Source organism: Bradyrhizobium sp. USDA 4502, assembly GCF_054063355.1.
In genome coordinates this window covers 66,138-92,026 of the sequence record NZ_JBSSGF010000001.1, presented here as the reverse complement: position 1 = coordinate 92,026, position 25,889 = coordinate 66,138, and the positions used below count along the sequence as shown (strand labels likewise).

Annotated in this window: 26 protein-coding genes and 5 pseudogenes; 14 read left to right on the top strand and 17 right to left on the bottom strand. The window is 60.1% G+C overall.

Going from position 1 to position 25,889, the window contains the following annotated elements:
* Window positions 1-54: 54 nt before the first annotated feature.
* The 5 genes and pseudogenes from ACVW1B_RS00400 to ACVW1B_RS00380 all read right to left on the bottom strand — a co-directional run bounded on the left by ACVW1B_RS00400 (window position 55) and on the right by ACVW1B_RS00380 (window position 3,892).
* A complete protein-coding gene (locus tag ACVW1B_RS00400; protein ID WP_253609779.1) occupies window positions 55-519 on the bottom strand; it encodes a metallophosphoesterase family protein in 465 nt (154 codons plus the stop codon).
* Window positions 516-1,010: pseudogene (locus ACVW1B_RS00395) on the bottom strand (NUDIX domain-containing protein). The gene ACVW1B_RS00400 and the pseudogene ACVW1B_RS00395 overlap by 4 nt, the downstream one beginning before the upstream one ends.
* A gap of 69 nt (window positions 1,011-1,079) precedes the next feature.
* Complete coding sequence (locus tag ACVW1B_RS00390; RefSeq protein WP_253603869.1) at window positions 1,080-1,742, bottom strand: HAD family hydrolase; 663 nt, start codon at window positions 1,740-1,742, stop codon at window positions 1,080-1,082.
* A 339-nt stretch (window positions 1,743-2,081) separates the two neighbouring features.
* A complete protein-coding gene (gene ku / locus ACVW1B_RS00385; protein WP_253603872.1) occupies window positions 2,082-3,014 on the bottom strand; it encodes a non-homologous end joining protein Ku in 933 nt (310 codons plus the stop codon).
* Window positions 3,015-3,131: 117 nt separating this feature from the next.
* Window positions 3,132-3,892, bottom strand: a pseudogene (locus ACVW1B_RS00380) (IS5 family transposase).
* A gap of 121 nt (window positions 3,893-4,013) precedes the next feature.
* Here ACVW1B_RS00380 and ACVW1B_RS00375 point away from each other — a divergent pair.
* Window positions 4,014-4,409: a hypothetical protein gene (locus ACVW1B_RS00375; RefSeq protein WP_253603874.1), complete on the top strand. Its 396-nt coding sequence runs from the start codon at window positions 4,014-4,016 to the stop codon at window positions 4,407-4,409.
* Window positions 4,410-4,666: 257 nt separating this feature from the next.
* Here the strand turns inward: ACVW1B_RS00375 and ACVW1B_RS00370 are convergent.
* The 3 genes and pseudogenes from ACVW1B_RS00370 to ACVW1B_RS00360 all read right to left on the bottom strand — a co-directional run.
* Window positions 4,667-4,846: pseudogene (locus ACVW1B_RS00370) on the bottom strand (ImmA/IrrE family metallo-endopeptidase); the annotation flags it as partial.
* A gap of 181 nt (window positions 4,847-5,027) precedes the next feature.
* Complete coding sequence (locus tag ACVW1B_RS00365) at window positions 5,028-5,393, bottom strand: helix-turn-helix domain-containing protein (protein ID WP_253603875.1); 366 nt, start codon at window positions 5,391-5,393, stop codon at window positions 5,028-5,030.
* Entirely contained in the window at window positions 5,390-5,695 is a 306-nt protein-coding gene (locus tag ACVW1B_RS00360) for a hypothetical protein (protein ID WP_057019390.1), read from the bottom strand. The genes ACVW1B_RS00365 and ACVW1B_RS00360 overlap by 4 nt, the downstream gene beginning before the upstream one ends.
* A gap of 215 nt (window positions 5,696-5,910) precedes the next feature.
* Between ACVW1B_RS00360 and ACVW1B_RS00355 the strand changes: the two genes are divergently transcribed.
* The gene (locus ACVW1B_RS00355; protein WP_057019391.1) at window positions 5,911-6,297 is read left to right on the top strand and encodes a hypothetical protein; all 387 of its coding nucleotides are present in this window, start codon (window positions 5,911-5,913) and stop codon (window positions 6,295-6,297) included.
* Window positions 6,298-6,330: 33 nt separating this feature from the next.
* Window positions 6,331-6,885 (top strand): DUF6036 family nucleotidyltransferase, encoded by a 555-nt coding sequence (locus tag ACVW1B_RS00350; protein ID WP_309145040.1) that lies wholly within the window; start codon window positions 6,331-6,333, stop codon window positions 6,883-6,885.
* Window positions 6,886-6,984: 99 nt separating this feature from the next.
* Here ACVW1B_RS00350 and ACVW1B_RS00345 read toward each other — a convergent pair whose 3' ends face one another.
* The 3 genes and pseudogenes from ACVW1B_RS00345 to ACVW1B_RS00335 form a co-directional block, all read right to left on the bottom strand.
* The gene (locus ACVW1B_RS00345; RefSeq protein WP_253587966.1) at window positions 6,985-7,260 is read right to left on the bottom strand and encodes a hypothetical protein; all 276 of its coding nucleotides are present in this window, start codon (window positions 7,258-7,260) and stop codon (window positions 6,985-6,987) included.
* A 238-nt stretch (window positions 7,261-7,498) separates the two neighbouring features.
* Window positions 7,499-7,675 (bottom strand): hypothetical protein, encoded by a 177-nt coding sequence (locus ACVW1B_RS00340; RefSeq protein WP_245311693.1) that lies wholly within the window; start codon window positions 7,673-7,675, stop codon window positions 7,499-7,501.
* 14 nt (window positions 7,676-7,689) lie between these two features.
* Window positions 7,690-7,797: pseudogene (locus ACVW1B_RS00335) on the bottom strand (NUDIX hydrolase); the annotation flags it as partial.
* A gap of 868 nt (window positions 7,798-8,665) precedes the next feature.
* Here ACVW1B_RS00335 and ACVW1B_RS00330 point away from each other — a divergent pair.
* From ACVW1B_RS00330 to ACVW1B_RS00305, 6 genes are all read left to right on the top strand, one after another.
* Window positions 8,666-9,103 carry a hypothetical protein gene (locus ACVW1B_RS00330; protein ID WP_253603879.1) on the top strand — a complete coding sequence of 146 codons (438 nt, stop codon included), beginning with the start codon at window positions 8,666-8,668 and terminating at the stop codon, window positions 9,101-9,103.
* A gap of 748 nt (window positions 9,104-9,851) precedes the next feature.
* Window positions 9,852-10,070 (top strand): hypothetical protein, encoded by a 219-nt coding sequence (locus tag ACVW1B_RS00325; protein WP_057019395.1) that lies wholly within the window; start codon window positions 9,852-9,854, stop codon window positions 10,068-10,070.
* 1,215 nt (window positions 10,071-11,285) lie between these two features.
* Window positions 11,286-11,543, top strand: coding sequence for a hypothetical protein (locus ACVW1B_RS00320; RefSeq protein ID WP_253603883.1), 258 nt, complete (start codon window positions 11,286-11,288; stop codon window positions 11,541-11,543).
* A 1,141-nt stretch (window positions 11,544-12,684) separates the two neighbouring features.
* Complete coding sequence (locus ACVW1B_RS00315; protein ID WP_253609780.1) at window positions 12,685-14,133, top strand: TAXI family TRAP transporter solute-binding subunit; 1,449 nt, start codon at window positions 12,685-12,687, stop codon at window positions 14,131-14,133.
* Window positions 14,134-14,509: 376 nt separating this feature from the next.
* Complete coding sequence (locus ACVW1B_RS00310; RefSeq protein ID WP_253603884.1) at window positions 14,510-14,689, top strand: hypothetical protein; 180 nt, start codon at window positions 14,510-14,512, stop codon at window positions 14,687-14,689.
* Between the two features lie 171 nt (window positions 14,690-14,860).
* Entirely contained in the window at window positions 14,861-15,088 is a 228-nt protein-coding gene (locus tag ACVW1B_RS00305) for a hypothetical protein (protein ID WP_082653959.1), read from the top strand.
* Between the two features lie 611 nt (window positions 15,089-15,699).
* On the opposite strand, the gene ACVW1B_RS00300 is transcribed toward ACVW1B_RS00305, so the two are convergent.
* Window positions 15,700-15,864: a hypothetical protein gene (locus tag ACVW1B_RS00300; RefSeq protein ID WP_253603886.1), complete on the bottom strand. Its 165-nt coding sequence runs from the start codon at window positions 15,862-15,864 to the stop codon at window positions 15,700-15,702.
* Between the two features lie 430 nt (window positions 15,865-16,294).
* Window positions 16,295-17,479: a carbohydrate porin gene (locus ACVW1B_RS00295; RefSeq protein WP_456821164.1), complete on the bottom strand. Its 1,185-nt coding sequence runs from the start codon at window positions 17,477-17,479 to the stop codon at window positions 16,295-16,297.
* A 1,031-nt stretch (window positions 17,480-18,510) separates the two neighbouring features.
* On the opposite strand from ACVW1B_RS00295, the gene ACVW1B_RS00290 reads away from it, so the two are divergent.
* Window positions 18,511-18,666: a hypothetical protein gene (locus ACVW1B_RS00290; protein WP_375167003.1), complete on the top strand. Its 156-nt coding sequence runs from the start codon at window positions 18,511-18,513 to the stop codon at window positions 18,664-18,666.
* A 165-nt stretch (window positions 18,667-18,831) separates the two neighbouring features.
* Here ACVW1B_RS00290 and ACVW1B_RS00285 read toward each other — a convergent pair whose 3' ends face one another.
* From ACVW1B_RS00285 to ACVW1B_RS00275, 3 genes are all read right to left on the bottom strand, one after another.
* Window positions 18,832-19,059, bottom strand: a complete 228-nt coding sequence (locus ACVW1B_RS00285; protein WP_253603890.1) for a hypothetical protein — start codon at window positions 19,057-19,059, stop codon at window positions 18,832-18,834.
* 576 nt (window positions 19,060-19,635) lie between these two features.
* Window positions 19,636-19,953 carry a hypothetical protein gene (locus ACVW1B_RS00280; RefSeq protein ID WP_253603892.1) on the bottom strand — a complete coding sequence of 106 codons (318 nt, stop codon included), beginning with the start codon at window positions 19,951-19,953 and terminating at the stop codon, window positions 19,636-19,638.
* A 25-nt stretch (window positions 19,954-19,978) separates the two neighbouring features.
* On the bottom strand, window positions 19,979-21,088 hold the full coding sequence (locus ACVW1B_RS00275; RefSeq protein ID WP_253603893.1) for a DUF1236 domain-containing protein: 1,110 nt from the start codon (window positions 21,086-21,088) through the stop codon (window positions 19,979-19,981).
* A 226-nt stretch (window positions 21,089-21,314) separates the two neighbouring features.
* Here ACVW1B_RS00275 and ACVW1B_RS00270 point away from each other — a divergent pair, with 226 nt between their 5' ends.
* Window positions 21,315-21,542 carry a hypothetical protein gene (locus ACVW1B_RS00270; RefSeq protein ID WP_057019402.1) on the top strand — a complete coding sequence of 76 codons (228 nt, stop codon included), beginning with the start codon at window positions 21,315-21,317 and terminating at the stop codon, window positions 21,540-21,542.
* Between the two features lie 269 nt (window positions 21,543-21,811).
* On the opposite strand, the gene ACVW1B_RS00265 is transcribed toward ACVW1B_RS00270, so the two are convergent.
* Window positions 21,812-22,324, bottom strand: a complete 513-nt coding sequence (locus ACVW1B_RS00265) for a PRC-barrel domain-containing protein (protein WP_253603894.1) — start codon at window positions 22,322-22,324, stop codon at window positions 21,812-21,814.
* Window positions 22,325-23,319: 995 nt separating this feature from the next.
* Here ACVW1B_RS00265 and ACVW1B_RS00260 point away from each other — a divergent pair.
* The 3 genes and pseudogenes from ACVW1B_RS00260 to ACVW1B_RS00250 form a co-directional block, all read left to right on the top strand.
* Complete coding sequence (locus ACVW1B_RS00260) at window positions 23,320-23,505, top strand: hypothetical protein (RefSeq protein ID WP_057019405.1); 186 nt, start codon at window positions 23,320-23,322, stop codon at window positions 23,503-23,505.
* A 752-nt stretch (window positions 23,506-24,257) separates the two neighbouring features.
* Window positions 24,258-24,416 (top strand): hypothetical protein, encoded by a 159-nt coding sequence (locus tag ACVW1B_RS00255; protein ID WP_176731286.1) that lies wholly within the window; start codon window positions 24,258-24,260, stop codon window positions 24,414-24,416.
* A gap of 1,124 nt (window positions 24,417-25,540) precedes the next feature.
* Window positions 25,541-25,636: pseudogene (locus tag ACVW1B_RS00250) on the top strand (DNA ligase); the annotation flags it as partial.
* Window positions 25,637-25,889 lie beyond the last annotated feature (253 nt).

The window sequence follows — 25,889 nt, the reverse complement described above, 5'->3', positions numbered from 1 at the left end:
GCAAAAAGGTTGACGCACTCGCCTCCTCCGGTGTGAATTCCTCCGCGGTGGCACTCAGTCGCTTCCGAGGTCATGGATTTCCGGTCGCATGCCGTCAGGCGTGAGTTCGAGCGTCGCAAGCGTGATCGGCAGCTTGAAACGCCGGGGTCCCGCGCTGCCGGGATTCAGATAGAGAACGCCGCCGACCCTGTCGATCTTCGGCACGTGGGAATGCCCGGAGACGATGACGTCGATGCCGGCGCCGGGGTCGGCCTTCAGCGTCTTCAAGTCGTGCAGAACGTAGATCGATTTTCCCGCCAAGCGCACAAGGGTCGTGTCGGGGTAGTCGCGAGCCCACTCGCCACTGTCCACGTTTCCACGAATGGCTTTGACGGGCGCGATCCGGCGAAGCGCATCGACGATCTCGGGCCGCCCGATGTCACCGGCATGGATGATGTGATCGACGCCCGTCAACCCTCGTTCCGCCTCGGGCCTCAACAGGCCGTGCGTGTCCGAAATGATTCCAATCCTGAACATTATTTCCCGGCGCCCTCAACGGCGATCGCCAAAAGACGATCGAGAAACTTTATCTGAGCGGACAGCATCTTGGTCCGCGCGAACTCGATATCAAACCATTCCACGCGGTCGACTTCGGGAAAGCTCTGCCGTCGACCGCTTCTGGGCGGCCATTCGATATCGAAGGTATTGCTGGTCAGCGCCGCCGGGTCAAAATGGCCCTTGCCGGCGAATGCGATAACGCGCTTCCCTCCCCTGTCGGACTTCCTCCAGCGCCCGGAGTGGACCAATCGAAGCGCTGGGGCCGAGTTCTTCGGCAAATTCGCGTCGAGCGACGTTCTCCGGTGCATCATTGGCATCGATTTCACCTTTTGGAATGGACCGGCGCCATCATCCTTCTTACGCCAGAACGGACCACCGGGATGAACGAGCAGAACCTCGAGCCCGCGGGCGCCCTTGCGGTATGCGAGAATCCCCGCGCTCGAGGTCGATCTCCTGGAAGTTTTTTCAGCCATATCGCTCCTACTTTGCAGAGCAATCGAGAGCTGATTGCAGGCGAGGAGCACTGAAGGCGCGACGACTGACTAATTGCACAGCAAAGATCGTTCGAAACAGGCCAGTAGCGCAGCGGGCCCCGGATACACCTCGGCGCACCCGGCTTTCCTCAATTCGTGTTCTGTGAAGCCTCCGCAGAGCACGCCAATCGAGCGAACTCCCGCCTTACCAGCCGCTTCCGCATCGTACGGCATATCACCGATCGCAACGGTGCCGGCGCCATCAATCTTGAGCTTCCTGAGAACGACATTGAAGATGTCCGGCTCCGGTTTCGATTCATCTACATCGTCGGAAGAAGTTGTGAGGTCCACGAGATCGACGACGCGAGCGACGTCGAGATAATCATTGACTTCATCCTTCTTGGCCGAGGAAGCAACCGCGATCCGGACTCCAGCGTCGCGAACGCGCCGCAGCAAGTTTGGGACGGCCGAGAAGGGACGCACAAGCGGCAGATATTCCGACTTGAAACGCTTCCCACGCCACTCCTCCAGTTCCTTGCCGTGGTCCCGTTGTTCGTCGACGGACAGAAAGACGGGAATGAGCTTGTCTCCGCCTTTACCGATCTGTCCTCTAACGTTCTCAAAGCTGACATCGTGGCCAAACTTGAGCAAAGCTTCCTGCCATGCCAGCGCGTGGAGATCCACCGAGTCAAGAAGCGTGCCGTCCAGATCGAAGATAGCGGCTTTTGGCAACTCACGGTCCTCCACGTTCGGAGTGATTTAGTTTCGCATACCTGCTGGCACCAAGCGTGTTCTTCGCCACGCGACGGTTGAGATCCAGCGAGCCCACGTCCCACCATACCGTACCGCGCTCGCCGAGCGCCTGCTTAACCTTGTCCACGATCCTACCACTGTTATTTCGGCCTCGCGGTCGGCCGCCTTCCTGGCGTCGCGCGCTGCCCGCCGGGCCGCCATTAGACTGCGGACGAGATGATCTCGCGTGACCTCACGGAGATTGGATTTGCCATCCGCCAGAGCCTGTCGCGGACGACGAATAGTGGCCGTCCGGCGTCACCGGATGATACACGATACCTAAGCCGACTTTCGCTGCGGCTTGGCCGCCGGCTTCTTCGCCGCGGTCTCCTTCGGCGGCTTCTTGCCTGCGATCGGCATCAGCATTTCCTTCTGCCCAGCCGCCGCCTTGCGCGGCTTTTTTCCTGATTTCTTGGGTGCCTCTGTCGCGGTCGCCCCCTCTCTTCCGATGCTCTTTCGCAGCGCGTCCATCAGGTCCACCACGTTCTCGCCGCGGGGGCGAGCTTTCGCGGTGATTGGTTTGCCGGCGCGCTTCTGGTTGATGAGATCGATGAGGGCGGTTTCGTATTGGTCTTCGAACTTGTCCGGCTCGAAATGGCCCGCCTTCTGATTGACGATGTGTTTGGCGAGATCGAGCATGTCCTTGGTGAGTTTCACATCCTGGATATCTTCGAAATACTCATCCGCAGAACGGACCTCGTAGGGGTAGCGCAGCAGCGTGCCCATCAGTCCCTTGTCCAGCGGCTCGAGCGCGATGATGTGCTCCCGATTGGTCAGCACCACACGACCAATTGCGACCTTATTCATCTCGCGGATGGTTTCCCGAATGACGGCGAAGGCATCGTGCCCGACTTTACCGTCGGGACGCAGGTAGTAGGGGCGAATGAGATATCGCGGATCGATCTCGCTGCGGTCGACAAACTCGTCGATCTCGATGGTTCGCGTAGACTCCAGCGCGACGTTCTCGAGCTCCTCCTTGGTCACTTCGATGAAGATATCGGTATCAACCTTGTAGCCCTTGACGATGTCCTCGTTGTCGACCTCCTCGCCGGTGTCGGCGTCGACCTTGGCATACTTGATCCGATGGCCGGTCTTTCGGTTCAGCTGGTTGAACGAGACCTTTTCGGAGTCCGAGGTGGCCGGATAAAGCGCGACCGGACAGGTGACGAGGGAAAGACGCAGGAAGCCTTTCCAGTTAGCGCGGGGGGCCATGCCGGGGGAACTCCGATACTGATACCGGATTCAAGACGAACGACCCGGCTTGGTTCCGACATCGCGACCCGTCCCAAAGGAGGATTTTTCTCAGCTGCTGCTAGGACCGATCGACATTCATTGCATCCAGATCATTGCGGCAGCGAGATGGATGAAGCCGGTAAAGTTGTCAGATCGCCTGTCATAACGGGTTGCCAAGCGTCGGAAGTGTTTGAGCTGGCCAAAGCAGCGCTCGATGCGGTTGCGCTGTTTGTATGCGTCGGCGTCGTGCGGAATGATGATCCTGCGGGTGCGGTTTGACGGGATCACCGCCGTTGCGCCGATTTCCGCGATGATCGCACGCAGGGCGTTGCTGTCATAGGCCTTGTCGGCGAGCACGGCATCGCCGCTTTGGCCGTGGAGCAGTGCCGGCGCCTGGGTGATGTCATTAACTTGCCCAGCCGTGACGATGAAGCGGAGCGGACGGCCGAGCGCATCAGCCAGCATGTGGATCTTGGTGGTCAGTCCACCTCGGGAACGCCCCAGCGCCTGATCTTTGGCCCCCCTTTTCCGCTCGTCGCCTGCTGGTGGGCGCGAACGATGGTGCTGTCGATCATCAGATACTGGTTGTCGCGATCGGCGGTCAGAGCAGCGAACACGCACTCCCAGACGCCGGCATGGCACCAGCGGCTGAAGCGCTGATGCACCGTTTTCCACTTGCCGTACCGTTCCGGCAGGTCGCTCCAGTGTGCGCCCGATCGCAAAACCCACAAACATCCGTTGACGAACAGTCGATTGTCCGCAGCCGTACGTCCCGGGTCGCCAGCTTTCCCCGGCAGCAGTGGCGCAATCCTCGCCCATTGCGCCTCCGTCAGCTCATATCGTTTCGCCGCCACCATCTGCTCCGTGTCTCGAATCACGGAACTCTATGAATCAGCGATCAAACCGCTTGGGAATCCTGAATGTCGATCGGTCCTAGGTCGGACTCGACATTTGTTCTTGCTATGTTCTAATTCGGACATGACCGACCGACCCGCGAGCTGGCGCATGCCGACCGCGAAGCAGATGGAAAAATTGGCCGCTGAAGCCGACCGTCGACGAGCGCCCTCCGCTGCGGGTCCTGATGCCCCCCTCCCGGCGGAATATTGGGAATCGGTCCTCAAAGACCCTCGCGCCGGCGCGACCGTGACCCAGGCCCGACCGCGACGCCTTTCCGATATTAAGGGCCACGTGCTGCGCGTCTCCTGTCGCCGCTGCGAGCGGACCCTGGAAATCCAGACCGCCGTTGCCGTCCGCTTGTATGGCGATAATGCGCTCTGGAAGGACGTCGCGCAGCGGCTGCTCGATAACACCTGCCAGCAGCGCACGGGCGGGCATGAAGAAGACGGGTGCTGGCCAGGGTTCGAGATGCCGTAGTCGCTTAGGATTTGCCGATCCGGCCTGTTTGCCAAGGATATCTGTTCGCAAGTCTTTAGGCGTGACTCGCTGCAGAGAGGCCGCGCGACAGCAAGTTCACCCCTGCCGAGAGCTGAGTGAGAAGTGTCGCGTAGCCGACCGAACCCGGCAGGCGATAGTGAATATCTGCGCTGGCGTCGCCGTTTCCGGCGTCCAGCGTCGCACAGCAAAGGCGCGACGCGAGCCGATGACATGAGGGCGAACCCTGCAAATGTATCCGCCAAGAACTCTTTTGGATCGTCCCAGGGTTGCGCTTTCGCATCCTCGCGCAGTTCATCGATCGACGAGACATGACCGAATACGTGATGGCCGAGCTCCTGCGCACAATTGTAAGCGCGCCAGGGCAGTGGCCGTCGCGCTGAGAGGTGGATGCGCGGAGGAAGGCCGCGCTGATACATCCCTTCCATATTGATGTTGTTGAAGGGCACCACTACGCCCAGCGTCTCGCACAATCCGTAGATGCAGATCAGCCGGCCTGATCGAGCTTGGCCTTGGCCCGTGTGGCCGCGGCGGCTTGCATGCCCTCAGTCGCCAAGGCACGACGGTTGAAGCTGAACTTGGTGGTGCGCGTCACGCTCATCAGCGATCGCCTCCGCTTGGGTTCGGATCGCTGCGCATTGCGGCCAACAGTTTGAGCAGGCGTTCCAGATCATCAGGCTTGAGTTTGGAGAGTTCGCGCGCGGCAAGCTCGACCCGCGGGTCCTGGGCATTGAGCTTTTCTGGCGCCTCGCCAAGCAGAAAAGCGACGCTGACGTCATAGATCTCGGCAAGCCGAGCGAGTTCGTCAGCTGAAACGCGGCGGTTGCCGGCTTCCATTTCGGTGACGGAAGGACGATGCAGGCCCAGTATTTTTGCGACATGACCTTGTGATAGGCCCGCGAGCTTACGTGCCTGCTTGAGGCGCTCAGCAACTTGGCGGCGCTTGATTGAATCAACCTCGGTCATGCTGCTGCGGCTTTTTGCTCGCTTTGCTTCTTGAGAAGGTCGCAGATAAAGCCCGCCGTCTCGTCGATTGTTCGGGCCAGTTTGGTCGTCTCGTCGACGAAAATATTCACGTCTTTGGGAATCTCGGCCTTTATCTCGGTCGCAAGGATTCTGGTCGCGACCGGCCAGACATTACTGTCGAATTTGGGGATGTTCTCGACCGGCTTTATTGCCCCGCTAAGGGGCGGGCATTCCAGGCCGCTATCAGTCTGGATCTGACTGAGGACCTTGATCAGTGTTTCTTTAACGATAACGGGGTCCATGCTTGCCTCCTTCGGACCTCCGACATCTGGTAAGATAATCTTACGTAACGAAGGGGCGGCATAAAAGTGAAGGCCTAAAGGAGCTGAAGGCTGGTCCTTGAGCGGTGTTGTAACGTAGAGTGGAACTGACAGGAACGCAAAGGGAACAAGGATCGGCGCGGCTAGTTGGATTTTTACTAGCTGATGCTTATGCTCCCCTAGAGGCAACGGAAACGATGACCATTCGGGTCAACCAGGAGCACGTAAACGACACCGCGAAGCTGATAATTCATCGGCTTATTGCGCGGGCGATCGGTCGCGACCCTTCGTTGATCGACAGTGCGAAGATTTCGCTCGATCGTAGCGCTTCGGAGCGTTACGCGGGCTATTCATTCGTCAGCGAATGGGATGATTTGCTTCGCCTTCCGCCGTCGAAGGTACGCCGCCGGTTAACGAGCCGCGACGAGGAAATGACTCGTTTGCGTCTGTCGTCCCCGTTCGTGATTGCCGATGGGATTGACTTTAGCGACGTTGCGCTAAGGCGTCGTATCTGGCAGGCAGCGAAGCGTCTCGCCGTGAAATCGGCTGCGCATGAACCCGCGGGTGCGCGGATTGTCGCGTGACGCAGCAATCATTGTCGAACCTTTGAAGACCTTATCGAGACGGTCAGGGCGATAGCCCGGCTGTTTGAAACCGACAAGGTCTTCATTATTGGCAGTCAAAGCATTCTCCTCTCGTGGCCGGACGCTCCGGTCATCTTGAGAACATCTGGCGAAATCGACGCCTATCCTGAGAATGCTAGGTTGTGGGAGATCACTCAAAAAGAACTAGATCCGGATTTCCCTCCGGAAGCTTCCGAACAGATCAACGCGCTCTTTGGCGAAGGCTCTGATTTTCACCGGAATCACGGCTTCTATATCGATGGGGTGGACGAAAATACGGCCCGTCTTCCGTCTGACTGGAACACGAGGGCGATCTATAGGGAGGTAGAGGTCGACGATCGAACGGTTTTGGCGATTGCGCCCTGCCCTGAGGACGTGATCGTGTCCAAACTCGCGCGGTTGTCGGATAAGGACACGGAGTTCGTCGAAGCCTACCACGCCGCTCGGCCCCTCAATTCCGAACTGATTATTGAGAGAATCAAGGCAACCAGTCTAGAGCCCGAATTGCAACACCGGGCGGTTGGCTTCATGACCCATCTTACAAAGTAGCCGCATGCAACGCTACCGGCCTCGAACGGATAGTAGTTCTACGCCAAGTGGACCGCTCGGGTGATGCTTCCCTTCAACGCCGATCGAGACGACGAATAATTACTTCTGGCCGTTTGCCGCGTCGGCAAGATGGTCGATGCTCTGAAGCACGCCGAGCAGGGCATAGGCATTGAACGGCGTGCCAGCTCCGGTCTCGTAATGGCTCACGAAGTTGCCCAAAATCGACGGAGCATGATGGTTCGGCAGATCATTGATCTGCTGTGATGACATCACGCATCGGTTAGCCGCTTGGTACAGTTTCAGGGCATCGGTGATCGCCTCGATATAGGTCCAGAGCGTCCGTCTGGCTCCGCGCGTGGCATAATCGGGCGGCACGGGAACTTCGAGTTTCGAGATGAGTTGGCCGAGCTTGTATTCGAGATCGTGGCAGAGACGGAGCAACCAATATCGACCTGGCCCGCATTGAGGTGCTGTTGCGTTTGGGCTTGAGACGGTCCGCCTCCTGGGCCGATACCATCAGGCGCCCCTTCGGCGGCATCCTTGCAGTTTCTGATGATCCCAATCAGTCGTACCGTGAGCTTGTCAAAATAGTTCTCCAGGCTTGTGTCGTGACTCAAGATGAAGAAATGCAAGCCGTCAGCCGCCGTGCGTATCGCAATAACGTGCCTAACGCGTCCATCAAGGCGAACTGATGTCCTGCATCGAAGCTCGAAGCAACATCATCGAGCACCATGAATCGCGGCACGAAGCCGTGCTTTATTGCGGCGGCGAGAAAGATCGCGGCAGCCACGGCATTGGTTTCACCTTTGGAATGGACCAGGCGTTATCATCCTTCTTACGCCAAAACGGACCGCCGAGGTGAACGAGCAGACCCCGAGCGCCCTTGCGGTATGCGAGAATGCCCGCGCTCAGATCTCCTGAGAGAGTTTTTCACCGCAGGCCTATCGCTCCTATTTGCGGGGCAATCGAGAGCTGAGCAGGCGACGAGTAAAGGCGCGCCGACTGGCAAATTGCACAGCAAAGATCGTTCGAAACAGGCCAGTAGCGCAGCGGGCCCCGGATACACCTCGGCGCACCCGGCTTTCCGCAATTCGTGTTCCGTCAAGCCTCCACAGAACACGCCGACCGTGCGAACTGCCGCCCTACCAGCCGCTTCCGCATCGTATCGCGTATCACAAATCGCGCCGGCGCCCTCAATCTTAAGCTTCTTGAGAACGACATTGAAGATGTCCGGCGCCAGCTTTGTTCTTCTATGTCGTCTGAAGAAGTTGTGAGGTTCACGAGATCAACGACGCGAGCGATGCCGAGATACTCATCGACTTCATTCTTCTTGGCCGAGGAAGCAACCGCGATCCGGACTCCAGCGTCGCGAACGCGGCGTAGCAGCTTCGGGACCGCCGAGAAGGGACGCACAAGCGGCAGATCTTCCGATTTGAAACGCTTGCCACGCACCGCCGGCCGGGTTGCCAGACTGGCCTGGCCTGAACAAGCGCTCGGGGCGTCGTTCATTCTCTGCAGGATCAGTAACGGGCTGATCCGACGGCTTGTTCGGCTTGCCATTCTGCCAGCCGCTGGTCTTGATCCCGTGCGCCATCTATTTCTCTCTACTTTGGAACGTCTTCTGCCGTGCTCGTTTGAAAACACGGCAAATGAAAACCCGCCGCGGCGGTGCCGGGCGGGCCCATCTATTCACTCAAGCTGATGTTGCGAGCGAATTCGGCTACGTCGCTGCAGAAGTCAATTCCTGGTCCGGACCTGTGGAGAACGATAAGGGTGTAACATGAGCGTCATCGGTCTAGCCATTGTGCTCGTCATCGGCCTAGCCGCTGGGATGATCGTTTACCTGCTGGTGAGCAAAACCCGGCGTGGGCGCTATAGCCAAAGACAACATATCCCCGATGAACGTGACGCGAACGCTGGCCCGCAAAACCATCCATCCGCAATCGCCCACCCCGAACGCGGTGACGAGGCCCGCTCTCCTACGGCGCTCGGCAGCCGGTACACCCACCTTGAAAATGATCCGACCCACGCAACAAGCGTGGAATTGGGCAGCGTTTTGATGGACCTCAGCGAGTTGGAGACGGACCTCGCCCTGGCTCGGCAAAGCAAGGACACGGATTTAGCTCTCAAAATCCGGCTCGAGATGGACGACTTGGAAAATCGCGCTTCCGAACTAGAGAAGCAACTGGTGAATGGTCGCGATATTCGCCGGGACTAGCGCGGCCGCTACCGGAAGTACGTCATGCCGCCGACAACGATCGATAGGACAAAAGCCAATGCAGCGGCCCCAATAATCCATGGCATGTCACGGCGTTCTCTGGGAGGCATGCGGATTCTCCGGTCGCGAAACTGAGTGCAAAGCAAAGATCTCAGCACGAGGGGTGCAAGTGCCGAGACGAGTACCATCATCCCTCGTTCAACGCCACGGTTGGCACTGAAGAGGCCATCAACTGACCTGCTAGGGGATTGTTCCTATCCCCGGTGTTGCCGGATCAGCTGATCGTGCCATGCCATGGAAGCTAGCGAGCCAAAGGTACGCACTGAGGCCTGCTCGACGGCTCAGCCACGCGCCAGATAGGGTCATCGTGCGCCCATGCCACGAGCCGCCGAACGCCGCCGTGGTAATGTCCTAGCCAAGCTAGCCAGTCGGCCACGGTCTCGGCTTGGGCGATCTCACGAGCCGTCGGCACGATCCGGACGCGGGTCTCCTTGTAGCCTTAGGCCAAGACAGCATGGGGCGTCACTCGATTCCAGACCTGCGATACGCTCTGAAAGTTGAGCTCGGAGATCGCCGAGCGCGTCGAGCACTACGATCCCATGGTTGATCGCACCCTTGAGGGTGGAGTGCTGCTGCTTCGATGTCATCGGACAGCTCCCGCTTCGCGCTTGCCCTTCAGCTTAGGAACAGCACCGATCGATCCCGGTTGACTTCTGAAAAGGCGAGGAATGCTCCGGTGCCCGTTACAATGGTAGCCGCGAAGGATCTTGAGCTCATCGCGCTGCGCGAAATCCGCAGCTTCCCCGGCGCAGAGTACGTCTGCCACGTCGAGGTCGAACCGGCTGGCAGCGATTGGGCGATGACGGCAATAGCCCGCGACGGCGCCGATCTCGATCGCATCCAGTATGCCGTCAGCCTGACCACCAAGAGGCTGAAACAGCGGTATGCGGTACGGTTCGATTGGTGAGCTTGTGCGTGGCGAAAGGTCGTGGGCCGACGGGCTCCGCAATTCCGGTCGCCATCGAGCTCCAGATGTGCGCCCGGGCCTGGACGCCCTGCGCGCAAATACTTCCACGAGCCATCTGACGGCCTCAGCTCGTGGATCACAGCGGCATCGACGAGCGGATATTGCCTCTTGTTCGTGGCCGAGCAATGCCATTAGGAGCTACGCCCCGCCCCCTCCGCCGAAAAACGATACAAAAATTTGGGCAAGGCGTTCGCTGCGTCTGCTGATGAGAATGACCATTAAGAAATCAGCAACCAGCTGGGCGCACGCTCCTTTGAGGGACGGGACCGTTGGGGACGCAGTACGGTCGCGTTACGGAGGAGCTGGCGTGTAGGCCCTGACGTCGGCTCCTCTTTTAAAAGTTGTTTGAGGTGGGCAACTGCCGTCTCTCCACGTACCCGCTAACGGAAATGGCACTGGGAATTTCAGGACCCCAGCACTGGGAATGACAGGGCACCGCCGTAACAAACCATTTCGGGCCCGGCGGCGTACTTTTTTGTCGCCGCCGCTTAGAGAGTAGCCAAGTTGATCAACGGCGATCGCCTGCCTTAGTTGGCAGTGCGAGCCTTTCCGGCCGGCGAGGTCGGTGTCTGGCCGTTCCGCGCCATGGGTCCTCGACTTCGTTAATATACGCGAGAACACGGCGACGCGGGCAACGGTAGCAGGACGGGTTGCCGCGAGAGCCCTTGGGTGGTCTACCGTCTCCTCCCCGACGCACTGGATGGAGGCGCACCGCTGGTCCAGTACGCCCGCAACGGGACGCGCCCCCGCGCGCACCTTGCGGCTCTCTGATGACTTCATTGGCGCCGTAACCGCATGGGCCCCCAGCGGCCAGACGCCCCCGGCCACTCGAGGCCGCCGGCTGGTGGAGTTGGGTGTGCAGGCTAAGGTCAGATGAGTTGACCAATAGGATCGAATGCTAGCGCCACGCAATGGTCAACGTTCGAGAGCGAAGGAGCACACCAACAGGCGCAGAGAGAGAAGCCCGCAAGGTATTCAGACAGGCAGAAGCCAAGGAAGCTTTGACCGATTACGCTAAAGCGCAGAAGGCATTCCACGAGAATCGAGAACGCCTAAAGGCAGAGCGGCTGGCGCGGGAGGCCAAAGCCGCCGGCCGCACCAAGGCAGATTAAGCGTCACGGAGGACCAAGTTTGGCCCAGCCGGTGGAGGGTGAAATGGCCCTGCACTTCAGCCGCGTCAACACCGGCGATCTGGAGATATGGATCGCAAGCAGCGATGACTATTCATTCGTTATCTGCAGTGAGAGCCGAAGTGGAGCGGGATTGCACGGAGAACCGGGCTTTGTTGCGTCATACCGCCCCGGCTTTGTGAATATGCCCGTGGCTCAAGTAGCCGGATCGCCTTTTAGCACCTTCGCTGAAGCCGAGCGTGCCTGCAATGCGTTTCTGGGTCGTCTCATTATTAAGGGATGACTACCCGAGGCTGGAGCGCGGTCTTAAAGGCAAAAAAAATAGATGGATGCAGTCAAGACCGCGATTGGATGGTTGGAGCTACCCCACTGGCTCATCGCTGCGGGTGGCATTACTGGTGATCGCCGGGCTAATTGGGCTTGCGATGAATCGTAGGCAGATGGAGATGGCCCAGAATCATCCTGCCAGCGCTCCGAGTGCCAAACCGCGTCAGCAACTGCCTCCGCTACCGGATCTTCTCAAGTCACGGCCACGAAGGGATCAGCGCTCGGCGCCTACCGACGGAAATCCGCCACTTACGAGCAACGATCCTAAATAGCGGTCCGAGCGTGAGAATCACGTAAGCTGCGGCTGTCTCAGCAGAGGGGATCGATCTTTTGCAAGCCGACCCAGCGACTTTTTGAGTTGGCGATAAAGTGCGTCTTAGCCAGCTCGGGGCCGACCGGATCAGGAAAGCTTCCTCAAAGACGGGACGCGTGGTGGGCGCCGGCAAAGCAAGCAAACTAGCATTTCGAGTCCTATTTGACGGAATGAAGTCCCCGGTTAGCCTGCATCAAAGCTACCTCGAATTGGATGACAATAGGAACAATCCGAGTCATTCCTGTCCACACCCCCGACTTACGATAGACCTGCTCTGTTCCGTATCTCAACCTTATTGACGATTTGCCCACTCTTCGATTCCTGCTCCTCATTGGGCGCGCCCCCCAGGAGTACATGTTCGGCGCAACCGTCCGGCATTTGGCCGAGCGGGAAAGAGGAAGCACGGCACCTATGCCGTCAGGGACCGCGGGCTGCCGCAAGATCGAAGGCCAACTCGGTTTAAAGAACTTTTCGAATCATCAGAGTAAGCGCGAGTTTCTAGAATCCCACGGGTAAATCGCGTCGCGTCACTTTCTCCCGATCGCCAGACTTTATTCCAAGATCCGCGCAACAGGAGCCAAACGGCTATCGACAGGAATGGCCGCCGCCGGCCACTGCGCTCGTTCCCGCAGCACAGGAGTGCTCCGCAGCCCGGCAAGTCGCCCCAAAAAGCCATTCAGTTCGCCGGATGAACATGAACCAAGGCATCCACCACGACGTTATTCTCGGAAAAACGCAGTATCTGGGAAGCAGGAATTGCTTTGGATCCCGACTGGCAGCGGCAATGTTCTCGTCCAAGGATGCGAGTAAAACCAGTGAGGCGGCCCGCCGATTGCGGAGAAGGAGCAATTCCTTACTGCTGGTCTTAGTCGTTGGATTTCTGTTTTTTGGGGCCGCAGCGGGCGCTCTGTATTATGCGTTGCAGCCGGAAGTTCTCCGGATTGCAGTTGGACCGCCGGGAAGCAACGATCATAAGGTAGTTCAGGCGATGGCCGATGCTTTCGCGAGCGAAAGCCGAACTATCAGGTTATCTCCGATCGCGACAGAGGGGGCAGTCGAAGCCATCGCTCTGCTTGGTGCTGGCAAGGTCGACCTTGCGGTCGGCCGTGGTGATCTGGAGATGCCGGCCGACGCGCAGACAGTTGCCACGGTACGCAAGAACTTCGTCGTGCTGTGGTCGTCTTCCGGACTTGCGGGCCAGAGCTCCAGGAGAAGGCACGGACCGAAGATCAAGGAGATTGCCGACCTCGCAGGGCATCGCGTCGGCGTGATCGGCCGGACACCAGCGAACGCGACGCTGCTGCGGGTCATCTTGAGCGCCTCCGGCGTTGAGGTGGACAAGGTCGGGCTTTCGCACTTTGGCACGGACCACATCGATGAGCTGGCGCGCGACCTGACCATCGATGCGTTCATGGCGGTCGGTCCGCTCGACAGTAAAATCACGTCCGAGGCCATCGCCGCAACGGCCCGCGCGCGAGGTGAGCCGAAGTTTCTCCCGATCGACGCTTCGGAAGCCATCGCATTGAAGCACCCTCGTTATGAATCTGAGGAAATTCCACCCAGCGTCTTTAATGCGAAGCCGGCTTGGCCGGACGACAAGGTTGAGACGGTCAGCGTCAGCCACCTAATCGTGGCGCGAAAGACGCTGTCTGAAGCGACCGTGGCGGCCTTTTTCCGGCAGCTATTCGCCATCCGTCAGGCGATTGCCAGGCAGGTGCCTGGTGCTGCGCACATCACCAAGCCAGACACTGAGAAAGACGCCGAGCTGCCGGTACATCGCGGAGCGGCGGCCGTCATCGACGGCAACGAACGCACTTTCCTCGACAGGTACGGCGACTACTTCTGGTTCGCGCTCCTGCTTCTCTCCGGGATCGGTTCGGCCGGAGCTTGGTTGCGTCGCTATTTGAATCGGGACGAAAGGGAGGAAAATACCGGTCATCGCAATAGAATCCTGGCGATGGTCTCCAGCGCGCGGGCCGCGGAGTCAAATCAGCAACTGCTGGCTTTGCAGGGAGAGGCCGATGCCATCATCAGTGAAACCCTCGAATGTTACGATGACGGCGCGATCGAGGAGGAGGAACTCGCGGCCTTCGGCCTTGTGCTCGAATTGTTGAGGCATGCCATCGTGGAGCGGCGAGTGGAGCTGCAAAGGGCGCAGCCCGAAACAGGCTCGCGGCGGGGCGATACACCGCAGCCTCACGCCGCAAGGATGATCCGGCCGGGCGAAACCTGACACCGCGATCGGCACTGGTGTCGTCAATTAAAAGGACCGGCCAAGGGCCAGCACTAGTCAGGACTTGGGCCTGTGTCCGTGACGCACCTCGGCAACTATGGCAGACCCTGTAAGCCGGGCCGCAGTAAGGCGCCAGCCTGGAAGGCCCTTTCGGCTCCTGGAATGGCTGCGGCTGCTGTGCTCGACCGTCGTTCTGCTCGCCCGGACGGAGGGTGATTGCCGTCGGAGTTTGGCCCCGAATCCGACGATCTCGAACACTGATCTCAGGGACACTTGACGGAGATAAAATCGGACCTCGGCCGCGCCGGCTAATTCCGTAACTGTCCCTCCGACAAAAGGGTAAAGTGCCCCGGGGTCACATCCGAGGAGCAGCAACATGACCTTGCAAACCCCCGAGATAGTTTCCACCAGGATCGACTGGCGTGTCTTCACGATCGTGGGCAACACGACGCCCCCCCGAGATCCCGACGACGACGACGAAGAGGACGAAGAGCAAGACGACGAAGAGAATCGGACCGACGAACAGCCGGTTGTGCGCGAGCCGGACGAAGACTGAGCAGGATGCTTATGTTGACGTAAGCCTGCACTTCGCCCGGGACCATCCTCAATCTACGCGCGGCGCGCTCGGCCGGCGGCTTTCAAGGTCGTTCTAATTCCGAGAGCAGCGTGCAGACGTTGAACGGACCACGGTTCCTTGTTGGCGTTCACTGGTGCGTAGGAGGAGAGCATGACCCTGATATGGCTTGGTGTGTTCCTTGTTTTCGGCGGCGTACTCCAGATGGCGTATCAGCCAATCTGGCGAGGCCGATTCAGCGGTGGAAGATGGCTTCGTTCTGGGCGAGACACGCTGGAACCTGAAGGACCAGGTAGCGGCTTCGGCATCAAATCGAACTGGCCTGGACTTGTGATGGTCGCGCTTGGCGGCGCTTCCTTGCTGGCCGGAGCCGCCATCTGAGTTGGACGGCGTTGCCCGTGATCTAGTCCAGCCATGTGCTAGAGCCATGTCTCTACTTGGCCCTGGAGGCGCCGTTCAGAGGTCGAAGTCACTACTTGAAACCGGCGAGATTTCCCGTCCAAGCTCGAATTGGGATCCGTCTCGGCTCGGAGCTGGCACTGGTCTCTCGAAGCATTGCGCTGGCAGCCGACAGAGCCGGTGTCCCAAGCCCTTCAGTGAACTGGCCATATAGCGGGCTATAGGGCATTATGGGCCGATCGTTCCGGTCGGAAGCCGTACGAGCACGACAAGATGTCGGTCTCATAGATCGGCTCCAGCAGCAGCCCGCTGTGCCACCTTGTCTTCCAATGTCGGTATGCCGAGTGGCCGTTCGGTCCCATCCGCCTTCGGGATGTAGTGCCGTCGCACCGGCGGCGCGATGTAACGTCCGGATTTGATGCGCGCTAGGAGATCACCGAAATTGGTCTCCAGCGGTGGAGACCGGTATATGACAGCGGTTTCGGTCGGTCCGATCGCAACGAATAGCGTGACGAAGCTCGACAAAGATTTGAAGGAAGGGTGCACCGCGAATTTCCAACCGATCGCAACCACAAAAACAATTCCGAAGCTCGTTACAGCCGTTGCCGTTCAATCGAGGATGTGACGATGGAGGGAGGCTTCAAGTTTTTTTCTGGCGGGTCCTGCCGCGTTACAAGATAGAGCTCGCCGGCTAGCAGCGTGACGGCGGCGACCACCACGCCGAACATGGCCAGCACTAGATCGTATGGGTCATCCATCGCATTCCGACACGTCGGTTGGCTGAGCAGGGGCAGCCATCGCCTTTGGCTATCCGCGCGAGCGCTAGTGGAGAATAACAGCGGGTCAAAATGACCTTTGGCTATCCGCGACAGGCGCCGTTGTGAACGGCGGGCGATGGCTCCGCGTCATCAAACGTCGTTCGAAAAAATTCGTTCCCGATCGTGGCCGTTTACCGCCAGGGCGGGCTCGGCCCGGTGGAGAGATAGGAACCCTTGACCAATGGTGGATGCAATAGCGCGTCAAGTTCGAACATGCCCCGGCCGACGGACCAGAACGGAACCGCATAGTGGGCCCGGGTCAAATAGTCACCCGGGCATGCGACGATGTGCGACAGCTTGTCGGACCGGCCGACACGGTGATCCATAAGCTTGCCTGCTGTCTTTCGCCGCTCGCTACGCCCTAACGCCTTCAGAACTTCACCACCGTCCGGAGGCCGAAGACCGATGCGTCCTTGAGTCGGAGACCTTTCATGTTGCTGAGCGGATCCGTTGCGCCGCCGCCGGGGCGGCGCACGAACTGAAAGTTCGGCTGCAGCGTGACTCCGGCATGGACTTCGTACTGATAGACTGCCGTTAAAAGCGTCTCCGAAGTCCGAACGGGCCAGGCGGGTCCGTAGACCGCCTGAAAGTCGCGATCGAGAGCCTGCGCCCGAGGCGAGACATGTGCGTAGGCTGCCGAGATCCCCAGCTTGTCGTGGGGACGCGCATCGTAGAGACCGATGAACTCAACGCCACCATCCGCATAGTAGTCGATCAGGTTCTGGGCGGGCGGACTGTAGGATGCTCGCGCGAAGACGCCGATGCCACGCTCGTAATCTTGTCCTACGCGGAAGAGCTTCTGCTCGAAGACGGCATAAAGCCCATAGTCGCCGGCGAAAGTTGCGGGGATTCCCGTAGTGCTGGGATCAGCGAGAGATAGCCCGGACGTGTCGAACCTCTGGTCGTTGAAGTTCCCGAAGTGCCGCCAACCGCCTAGTTTCAGCTTGCCGGCCAGGCCAGGATCGCCTTTCTTGGCGTTCCACTGAAATTGGGCTTCGTACAGCGTTAGTGGCGGATCGTTGATCCGGAAATTGACGCCGTAGCGATTGCTAAGCTGCGGGTCGTCGGGCCCAGGGCCCGCCGCGTTGCCGTCGAAGACTGCTCCGACGAGCGTCAGGTTGTCGGTCACGTCGGCGCGGAAGCGAGCGCCTAGAGCGGCGAGAGGCGGCGATGGACCCCCACTGGGCATGTTCAGCGCGAATATCGCCGGCCAGCCGAGCGACGCGTTCGTGAAGACGTCGGTATATTTGGAGGTGGCAAACTCCGAGTCGGCTGCGAGCTGGCCCGCTCGCAAGGCGATCTTATCGTCGTTCCACTTCTTCTCGAACCACATTTCGTACAGACGGGTCGTCGGCAGCGCTTCGATGCCGCTAACATCGAGATAATTGAGGAGCGATCCGCGCGACAGACCTCCGCCGTCGATGCGGAACACGTTGGCATGAAAGCTTAGTCCCTGAAGGCCGACGAGTTTCTCGAAATCGAGGTCGGCGGCGAAATTGAAGCGGTCTTCGTAGACGGCGCCGGGCTTCGCGCCGCCGGATGGATTTCCGAGCACCTCTCCGATGTAGGTGACGGCGAACTTGACGCCCTGCTTTTTCGAACGGATTGGGCAACACGCCGAGCGTCGTCTCCTGGACGGTGCTCTCTCCCGTGTCGGGATCGTTCGGCTTGAGATCGTCGGTCTTCTTGTCCTCCTGAGCCGCAGCGCTCCCGCAGATCAGCAACAGGAGGATCAGACTTGCCCAACCGCGCATGCGCCACGCACCTCCGTTCTTATGTTGCAGCTTTCGAACAGCGAGGCAACCGGCACGACGGCACGTGCTTGTCGACGCGGCGGACGCCTTGTGTACGAAACAGCACACAGGATGCGATCCGCAGTTGATGTTCCAAAACCATGTAGGTTCGAACGATAGCAGGACGCTGCAGCGGCCGAAGGGCATAACGATCAGAACCTCAACCAAACAAGAACCAGGGTAGTTTCCTACAGCGGCTCGATCCAGGCCCGATCACCGGCGCCTCGGATGACGGCTCGTCGGGAATCGGGATCCCCAGCCGGGCGGTGCCCAGCAGCAGCCACCGCCTTTGCTGCCCTCTTTCACCAAACCGACGGATGCGTCCGCGGCGGCGGCCAAGCTGTAGCGTGCCGACCGGCCTCGTGCCGAATGAAGAGAAGTCCACCGCCGACGTGAGTATTCGAAGGATGTAGCCTCCAGCCAATGGCTGCTGAGCCTCGCATGGCGGAGCCGATCAGTCGTCAGGCGCGTTTGCCCAGCAGCCTGCCCCTGCACCGCAGCCGTCCGCGCCGCCACCTTCGCCACGCACGAAACCGGCCCCCCGACGGCGCCGCGAGGCAAGCCAGAACAGGCCCAATCGGGGGCTATCCGTCAGGAACGGCTCCGCATTTTGGCCGTTCGACATGCGTAACAAAGCTATCGGATATGAGCTACCAGTGAGCGTACTTCTTATCGAAGACGACCCTCTGATCCGCGAATTGATCGTCGAAGCGCTGCGCGAGGCAGGCTACCACGTGATCCACGTGAGCACCGGGGGGAGGCACTGGCGTGGTGCAAGCGCCACGTTGCGGACGTGCTGGTCACCGATGTCCGGCTGCCGGGACAGCTCGATGGATGGCAGATCGCGGAGCGCTGCCGAGAGCACGATCCGGAACTGCCGGTCATTCTGCGCAACGGGCTTCTCGCCTGCCACACCCCGTCCCGTCCCCGGCAGCCGCATCGCGCATAAGCCCTTCCATCCGGACGAGATTGTTCGGATGATCAGGGAGTTCGGCGCAGAAAAGGGGGCGCGGCCGGGTTAGCCGCTCTCCTCACCGCCGAGCCTTGGCCGCGATCGCCGTAGCCTGGACCGCGATCTGATCCGTCGCTTTGATCACCACGCCCTTTCCCTCGATCATCCCTTCGGCAGGCCTAATTGCTCGACGGCCCGACCGCAGATCTCGGCGGGGTCCTTGAGGCCGGTCTGACCGATCTCGATGATCTTCTTGGCAATCAGTTCAGTCAGCGGGTCGTTGCGATCCTGCACGCCGATCGTGCGCAGGGCCTGTTCGTAGGCTCTCGAAAGCCGGGTGATCTCTTCCGGCCCCAGCGGCGAGTTTTGAAGTGTTCGGGAGATGGCCATTATTGTTTCCTGCAGAGCGCAGCATAGCACCGTGCTGAGCGAGCATGCATCTTGGCAGCCAATTTGAGCTTTCGCGGACTGGCCCCGCCTGCGTCCGAGCTGCCTGCCAGCGCAGGGCGGAAGACAGGCGGGGCGGCCAAGGCCCCCCTTTTCCGGGCTGGTCGATAAGCTGCGCGCAGGGGGAACGCTGGCGCGAGCACCGGGTTTGCCCGCCCCAAGGGGCGACCCCCGAACTGGCGCCGCCTCACAGCCTCAAGCGCCCCGAACTGGGCCTTCATCCGCCCAATAAGGGCCGCGAGGCGAAGATCCAGCCCTCGATCTCTTCCCCTAGAGGGTTATTCATCATCGCGTGCAGCGACGCAACCATGGGTGCCGAGAGGTAGCGAGCAACTCAGCGCAGGTCGATCTTGGCGAGGAGCGCCTGGATTTCGGCGCGCTCTTTCGGGACGGGGTCGGCTCCGAGCCGCGCCAGCGACTGTCCTTCTATCCCAGGAGCTTCGCAACAGCAGACATCTTGTCCCGGCAGGAACGCAATCCCGTGGAAAGGGCCGCTCTGGGAGCGGCCCTCTTGCTAGATCACCAGCTCCTTGTGCCGAAGCTGAAACCGATGCTTGGGCCGCCGCCGTAGTAGCCATAGCCGGGATCGTAGTAGCCCGGACCGCTAGAGTAGCCGTAGCTCCGGCGGACCACATAGCCGTCGTCTTCGTCGTAGTAGCGTTGGACATAGCGGGGGCCGCCGGTCCGGTAGCAGCGGCCATACTCATTGCAGACCAGTCGCACCTGCTCGATGCCCGCGACCTCCGTCGACGCGATGGCCGCAGGCGCCAGAGGGGCGGCAGTCGCCGACGACGCCATCAGGGCACCAACGAGAACTCCTAGTGAGATGGTTTTCATGGGGTGTTCTCCTTCCCTAGCCAGGTCAGTCGATCTCTTCGATGATGCGGCGCTCATGGGGCTCGACGATGTAGGTGCGGCTGTCCCGGTTGATATACCGATACTCGCGAAGGGTCGGCGCATCCCGATAGACCTCTTCGGGGAACGCTTCGATCTCCGCGTCTTCCGGCACGCGCTCTCCGGTGCGGATTTCGGTACGAACCGTGCTGCCGGTGGTGCGACGCTCGCGCTCGACCGGCCGTGCCTTGGCGTGCTTGCGGATCACCTCGCGGTCCCTATCGGTGAACGTCGTCTTGCGCTGCTCGGTGCGCGCCGGCGCGGCCGCCGTGGAGCGACCCGAGTACGGCAGCACCGCGACGATCTTGTAGCTGGAGGGCTCCACGATCACGATCTCGTCCTTCACCAGCACGAAGTCGTAGCCCCGATACTGGGGCACGATCTCGACGACGTCCGCGGGCAGCGGCTGCAGCCGTACATCGCGCGGCACGACCGTGCCGACCGACAGTGAGAAGTTCACGTTGTTGAGCGGTTGCACATTCAGGTGTGAAATCGACGTGCTGATCCGGGTCCGCTGCTGATCGTTGATGTTCACGGACGCATTCACGTTCGTGTTCGACGAGCGATCGGCCGTGTTCTGCTGGCTGTTCGGCTGCTGGGCCGTGGTGGTCGAATTGCTACCCGTCGGAGACTGCGCCTGACTGGTGCCGGAAGCCGGTGGGTTCGCGCTCTGCGTCTGATTGTTCGCAGGCGGGTTGGTCTGTGCCTGGTTCGAAGGCGGATTGGTCTGGTTGGAGGGCTGGCTGGTCTGCGCCTGGTTGGTAGAGTTGTTCGACGCGGGCGCTTGCGTGGTGTTGGTGCCCGTCCCGGAGTTGGAGGTTTGGCCCGCCGCGCTCTGGCCGGTCGCTGACGAAGGCTGCGTCTGGGCCGAATTCGTCGAAGGATTGGTTTGCGCCGATCCCGAAGCGGAGTTGGACGTCGGTGTCGACGTCGAAGACGACGGCGGTGCCGATGTGGAATCCTGCTGACGCTGCGTAGCCGACGGACTGGAGCTCGACGTGCTCGGAGAAGATTGTGCGAGAGCCGAAGTCGCGAGCGCGACTGCGGCGGTCGTAGCCAACAATAAACGCTTGTTCATCTGAAATCCTCCTAATTGGTCGCCGAACAACACCGGACGACGGGCCGGGTTCCTGCTGGAGAAGTTTCGGCAAATTAGCTGGACGGGCGCAGCCAGACGTTCTTCGAGCCGCGAGAAATTGGTCCAGCGACGCGGCGGCGTGCCCTTCCGGCTACCGGTAGAAACGGAACTTCGCGCGCGCCTCCTCGTTGGAAGTGACTACTTAGAAGCCATTGGAGGAGACACCATGAAGAAGCTGATCGTATGCGGCGCTCTCGCTGCCTTCGCCCTCGGCGCCCAGGCCGCCAGCGCCGCCGAGTTCTACATCGTTCGCGACGCGACGACCAAGAAATGCACCGTCGTCGACACCAAGCCGACGACGACCACGACGACGGTCGTGGGCGACGGCGTCTACAAGACCAAGACGGAAGCCGAGACCGCCGTGAAGACCACCAAGGTCTGCACCGAACAGTAAACGGCTATCGCGGGGCCGAGCCCGCCTCGCGAAAACGTTCTGACAGCCACTGGAGGAGAAGACGCCCGTACTGATCTTATGGGCCATTCCCGTCGCGCTCGTTGTTGGCGGGCGGCTGTTGGATAGTTCACATACACTGAGCGAACGGTCGTTCGCATGAAAGGCTCGCCCGCAATCCAGGCGAGCTTTTCTGGACCCACTGGGCGCTGGCCGCCGGGCAGAAAAAAGGGCCCCAGCATGGGGTCCTTTTTCAGTGAACTCTCGTCGTCCTAATTGTAGTCCGAGTATTTGAACTGCGGGAGTGCTTTCAACTGCTCCTTGTTGCCGCTCATGACGGCGTGGTCCGGGACCCAATCGTTCGCATTGCGGTTCGTCGTGTTAGTCGAAGCCGCCCCGGTGGTGGTGTCGGTCGAGGTGGTCGAGGTGCTGCTCGAGCTGGTCCGGACCGGCTCCTCGACGAACTTCAGCTTGTCCATCGAGACGGCGATATCGTGCTCGCCCATCCCAAGGAAGCCGCCGACGCCGATCACCACCGCGTTGATCTTGCCGCTCTTGTCGACGAGCAGTTCGTTGATGTCTCCGAGCTTCTCGTTGGCTTCGTTGTAGACCTTCAGGCCCATCAGCTTCGAGGCGCGCCAATTGCCCTTGAGCGCCATCTTCGCATCGGCCGGCTGGGCGGTGGCCGCCGGCGCGCCGCGATCGGCCGGCTGAGTGGACTGCGCGAATGCAGCGCCGCCGATTACGGCAGTGCCGAGCAGAGCGACGGCAAGAAAGCTTTTCATCGATTATCTCCTCCAACGTGAGCCGCACCTTTCAGATGCCCGGCCCCAACGTCCGCGATTGCCACTTGTTCCTGATCGCTCTTTCAGTCGGACGGGCCGTCCGCAAAAGATTCGCTCCATACTTCATAGGATCGGGACTGAGGCCACGCTGTCGACTTTCGGTGCTCACGAGCCGGACGGCAATTGCCTGGCCTTCGCAGCAGAGGCAAGCCGGCGGAAGCGCGGACCACCGGCTTCGAACAGTCTTTCGGTTGCTTCGCGCAGTCGCCGGGCTAGCTGGACCTGCGGCTGGGAGAGGAAGCACTTCGCCTCCAGTGCGCCTGTCGCGAGAAGAACAAAGTCGCCGCGGCGGAAAGAATAGTTTTCATGCGAGTCCGGCAACTCAACGAAGCCGTTCTGACGGCTGGCGAGATGTGGCTGCCCCTTTCTCCAACCCTTCGCGCCGTCCCGATCGAGCAGCTCGCGATATCGGCGTTCTTACCCCTTCGCCATCCGGCTCGCAGGAAGCGCTCCTCGCACCGGGCGCGGAGCACTGTTCTGTTGAACCGGTCCGTTCGTTCACCGCCCTGATTGCCTGCCCCTCGTTATCCACGATAAAGCCGGTGATGCCGTCCACCCCTTCGGGCACCGAGCCCGCTCGGTAGGCAATCACAGCCGTTCCGCAGGTCATCGCTTCGATCAAGGACGAACCCGAACGCCTCTGGCCACTTGATCGGAAACAGCAAGGCGGCGGCCCAAAGAACGGCTGCTTCCTGATTTCGTTCAACGAGGTATTTTGGCGGCCAAGGAACGCAATATGGAACGAGGATGCAGTTGTTGACCTAGCTTATCATCTGATTTTTATATGCCATTTTGACGACAAGACCGCAGGGCGGCGCTTTTGGTTTGGCATCGCTGTGATGTTTTCGGGTCAGCGCCTAGTCCATAGCCAAATAGCGGAAAATTAATCCTCTTCTGCCGCCAACCTCCTGGTCGGCGGCCACAGGCCAGGCCTCATGACGGACACCACCGCCCAAACAGCCCGACTGATGAAGGTGACGGAGGCAATCGTCGCCGAACTGAACCGCCAGGGTGTGGCAGAAGCCGTGGCTGACCTCGGGTTCGATCCGCTCGAGATGGCCCGCGTGGCGATCCGCGCGGCTGACGGCGACGTTGTCCCATTTCGTCGGCCGCAGACCTGAGACATGCCAAGGATGGTCTGCTAGCCTGCAAAGATGGCAAGCAATGAAGACACCAATCCCGCGCTTAGCTCCAGTGAGGACTTGGAGGATATCCAAGTTCATGCCTCGGGGGTGCTGGCAATCGACGATGACTCCGAGACTGGCATATTCACCGTGGTGACACCCGGTCGGGCACTACGAGTTCCTGATTAATCAACAAATAGCCAACGAGATCGTGCAAAAGCTCCGTGAGTTCATCCGCGGAGACAGCACTAAATCCACAAGGTGAGTGAGCCGGCGCCGCCCTTCTTGGCCCACCGTCATAGGCAGCGACCGTCATGGCTGGCGCAAGATCGCCCTGGGCGACGCGCCAGTTCGCCGCCCGCGGTCTCCTCGCCTACTACTCGGGCTATGGCTGTAGCCATTCGATCGAGCTCACGCCAGCCAAGATCGGCCAGTGGCCCGATCGCACCGGGCTCTCCCGCCTCGATCTCCATTTGCCTGTAAGCCCTGCGGTCGTCGCGGGGCCGACGTCGGGCCGCATGTTGAGGCACCCCAAAGATGGGAACAGCACGACGAGGGCGAAAGGAAAATTCCAGTGAAGTGAAACGGCGCCGAGCCAGCGGACTGAATGAGTTTTGAGGTCGTGAGTTTGCGCAGCCACGGTAGGTAGCTTGACTTCTTATTCGACGAAAGTAACAGTCAGACCGATTTTGAAAATGATTGCTGCGATTTTTGCTGTCGGAGCTCCGCTCCGGTGACCGGAGATTGACATGGCTGCAGTGCTTGCAAGATTTTTTCCCCGGGCGTCCTCAGGGTCGATCGCAGAAATCGAGTCGCTGGTCTCCGTTGCAATCTTCAGCGGTGTTGGCCTTCTGACGGGTCTGATCGTATTGCTGTTGGACCAGTATATTCCGGGCGAATGGTTCTGAGACGCCTGCCCCCGCTGTACCGCTACGTAGTCGTTAGATGATCATGGTACAGTTTTCATGTCATCACGGCGTCTCAAGAGCGTTGCTCAGCGCTACCATCATTTCAGGCGCCCTCAAATGCGAGCAGTGCGCCAAAGCCAGTCCAACATTGGGCCGGGCTCAATAGTCACTCTGACTGGAAATGGGTGGCCGCTGAATATGACGGGCATCACGCCGGTCCCGAGAAAGCGCTGGCCGGACCACCCGATGCGGGATGGCAGGATCTAGTTTGATAAGATCAGCTACCCGATGATCCACCAGGACGCGGCGCCGCCGGCGCAATACTGGGCCGGGCTAAGACGCGGTCGATGAGAAGAAGTGGCCCCGAGAGCGGCACCTTGGTCAGAATGACCCAGGCTGCTAAGGATCCTTTCGCGTGAGAGCTCAAGCCCCAGCGCGGGGGCACGTCGCTGGGGCCTCAACTTCCGTTGGTTTCCGGATGCCGCGGGGGACAGCATCGGGACTTGGTCAAAACCGCTCCAGCGGGGTCCTGTTCCTAACTGACCAAAAATAGGCCTTGGTTTCTGCTTAGAGACAACCCGCTCAGACACGGTTTTACGGTTATGCAGCCGGCTAGCGAAATTCATTTGGTCCGCGTGACAACCGATGACGGCGAAGTTCAGATTTGGCTTGCCGCGACCCCACGCGAGGAGGCCCTTGACCGAGTGCTGGACGTTGTCCCGGAAGGATGGGCGGTTGGCTTGGTTCAACGACCATTGAGCGCTGAGCACATCGCGGCGTTGGACATGACGGTCGGACAGGTCAGACGGCATCAAGTGTCCTAATTCCCGCAGCGAATTGCCTAAATTGTGCCCGGAGTTCTCCATGGGAGAGCAAAGCTCCTCCCAACTATTTCCGGGAGGGATCATTGTTCCATCATCATCGGCCGTGGGTAATCCGTGGGCGTCGGTGGCAGACAGCCCGGTAGTGCTCTCGCCTGCGTAACATAGGAGGCGAGCGCCATGAGCGAGCTCCTTGCTTTCCAAGCAAATTGATCCTCTCGACAAGCATTGCTGTGAGGAAGACGGAGCGATTGCGAAAAGAGGCCCGTGCAGGTTACCAAGCCCATCCAAGTACAGAACGCCATCTGGATTGAGCCGAAGCTGCTCACCGAGATCGAGTACCGCGCCAAATCCGCCGAGGGCAAGACGCGGCCGCCATTCTTCTGCAGCGTGCGCTGAGGATCTATGAGCGCGCCGCGCCGTAGCTGCCGCGATAATCCGCGCTGGATCAGCGCGGCACACCCGGACCCGCCATACGTTTCGAGGGGCATTTGATGTTGTCTTGCCCGACACCGCGAAGGTTCAGAACGCTGAGCATATTAAGGGCGGTTTACGATTCATCGTTTCGGCGGCGCCTCCCAAACGCGCAATCAAGCTATTGCCCCGATCAAAGCTCTGCTGCGTGCCCATCACGGAGCTGCATCATGAGCAG

Coding starts and splice junctions, on each gene's coding strand:
- ACVW1B_RS00265 (WP_253603894.1), bottom strand. CDS start 22,324: ATGAAAAGCTTTCTTGCCGTCGCTCTGCTCGGCACTGCCGTAATCGGC.
- ACVW1B_RS00300 (WP_253603886.1), bottom strand. CDS start 15,864: ATGGATGACCCATACGATCTAGTGCTGGCCATGTTCGGCGTGGTGGTC.
- ACVW1B_RS00355 (WP_057019391.1), top strand. CDS start 5,911: ATGACCATTCGGGTCAACCAGGAGCACGTAAACGACACCGCGAAGCTG.
- ACVW1B_RS00255 (WP_176731286.1), top strand. CDS start 24,258: ATGGCTGCAGTGCTTGCAAGATTTTTTCCCCGGGCGTCCTCAGGGTCG.
- ACVW1B_RS00270 (WP_057019402.1), top strand. CDS start 21,315: ATGAAGAAGCTGATCGTATGCGGCGCTCTCGCTGCCTTCGCCCTCGGC.
- ACVW1B_RS00365 (WP_253603875.1), bottom strand. CDS start 5,393: ATGACCGAGGTTGATTCAATCAAGCGCCGCCAAGTTGCTGAGCGCCTC.
- ACVW1B_RS00375 (WP_253603874.1), top strand. CDS start 4,014: ATGACCGACCGACCCGCGAGCTGGCGCATGCCGACCGCGAAGCAGATG.
- ACVW1B_RS00315 (WP_253609780.1), top strand. CDS start 12,685: ATGTTCTCGTCCAAGGATGCGAGTAAAACCAGTGAGGCGGCCCGCCGA.
- ACVW1B_RS00330 (WP_253603879.1), top strand. CDS start 8,666: ATGAGCGTCATCGGTCTAGCCATTGTGCTCGTCATCGGCCTAGCCGCT.
- ACVW1B_RS00325 (WP_057019395.1), top strand. CDS start 9,852: ATGGTAGCCGCGAAGGATCTTGAGCTCATCGCGCTGCGCGAAATCCGC.
- ACVW1B_RS00360 (WP_057019390.1), bottom strand. CDS start 5,695: ATGGACCCCGTTATCGTTAAAGAAACACTGATCAAGGTCCTCAGTCAG.
- ku (WP_253603872.1), bottom strand. CDS start 3,014: ATGGCCCCCCGCGCTAACTGGAAAGGCTTCCTGCGTCTTTCCCTCGTC.
- ACVW1B_RS00275 (WP_253603893.1), bottom strand. CDS start 21,088: ATGAACAAGCGTTTATTGTTGGCTACGACCGCCGCAGTCGCGCTCGCG.
- ACVW1B_RS00310 (WP_253603884.1), top strand. CDS start 14,510: ATGACCTTGCAAACCCCCGAGATAGTTTCCACCAGGATCGACTGGCGT.
- ACVW1B_RS00260 (WP_057019405.1), top strand. CDS start 23,320: ATGACGGACACCACCGCCCAAACAGCCCGACTGATGAAGGTGACGGAG.
- ACVW1B_RS00285 (WP_253603890.1), bottom strand. CDS start 19,059: ATGGCCATCTCCCGAACACTTCAAAACTCGCCGCTGGGGCCGGAAGAG.
- ACVW1B_RS00280 (WP_253603892.1), bottom strand. CDS start 19,953: ATGAAAACCATCTCACTAGGAGTTCTCGTTGGTGCCCTGATGGCGTCG.
- ACVW1B_RS00320 (WP_253603883.1), top strand. CDS start 11,286: ATGGCCCTGCACTTCAGCCGCGTCAACACCGGCGATCTGGAGATATGG.
- ACVW1B_RS00305 (WP_082653959.1), top strand. CDS start 14,861: ATGACCCTGATATGGCTTGGTGTGTTCCTTGTTTTCGGCGGCGTACTC.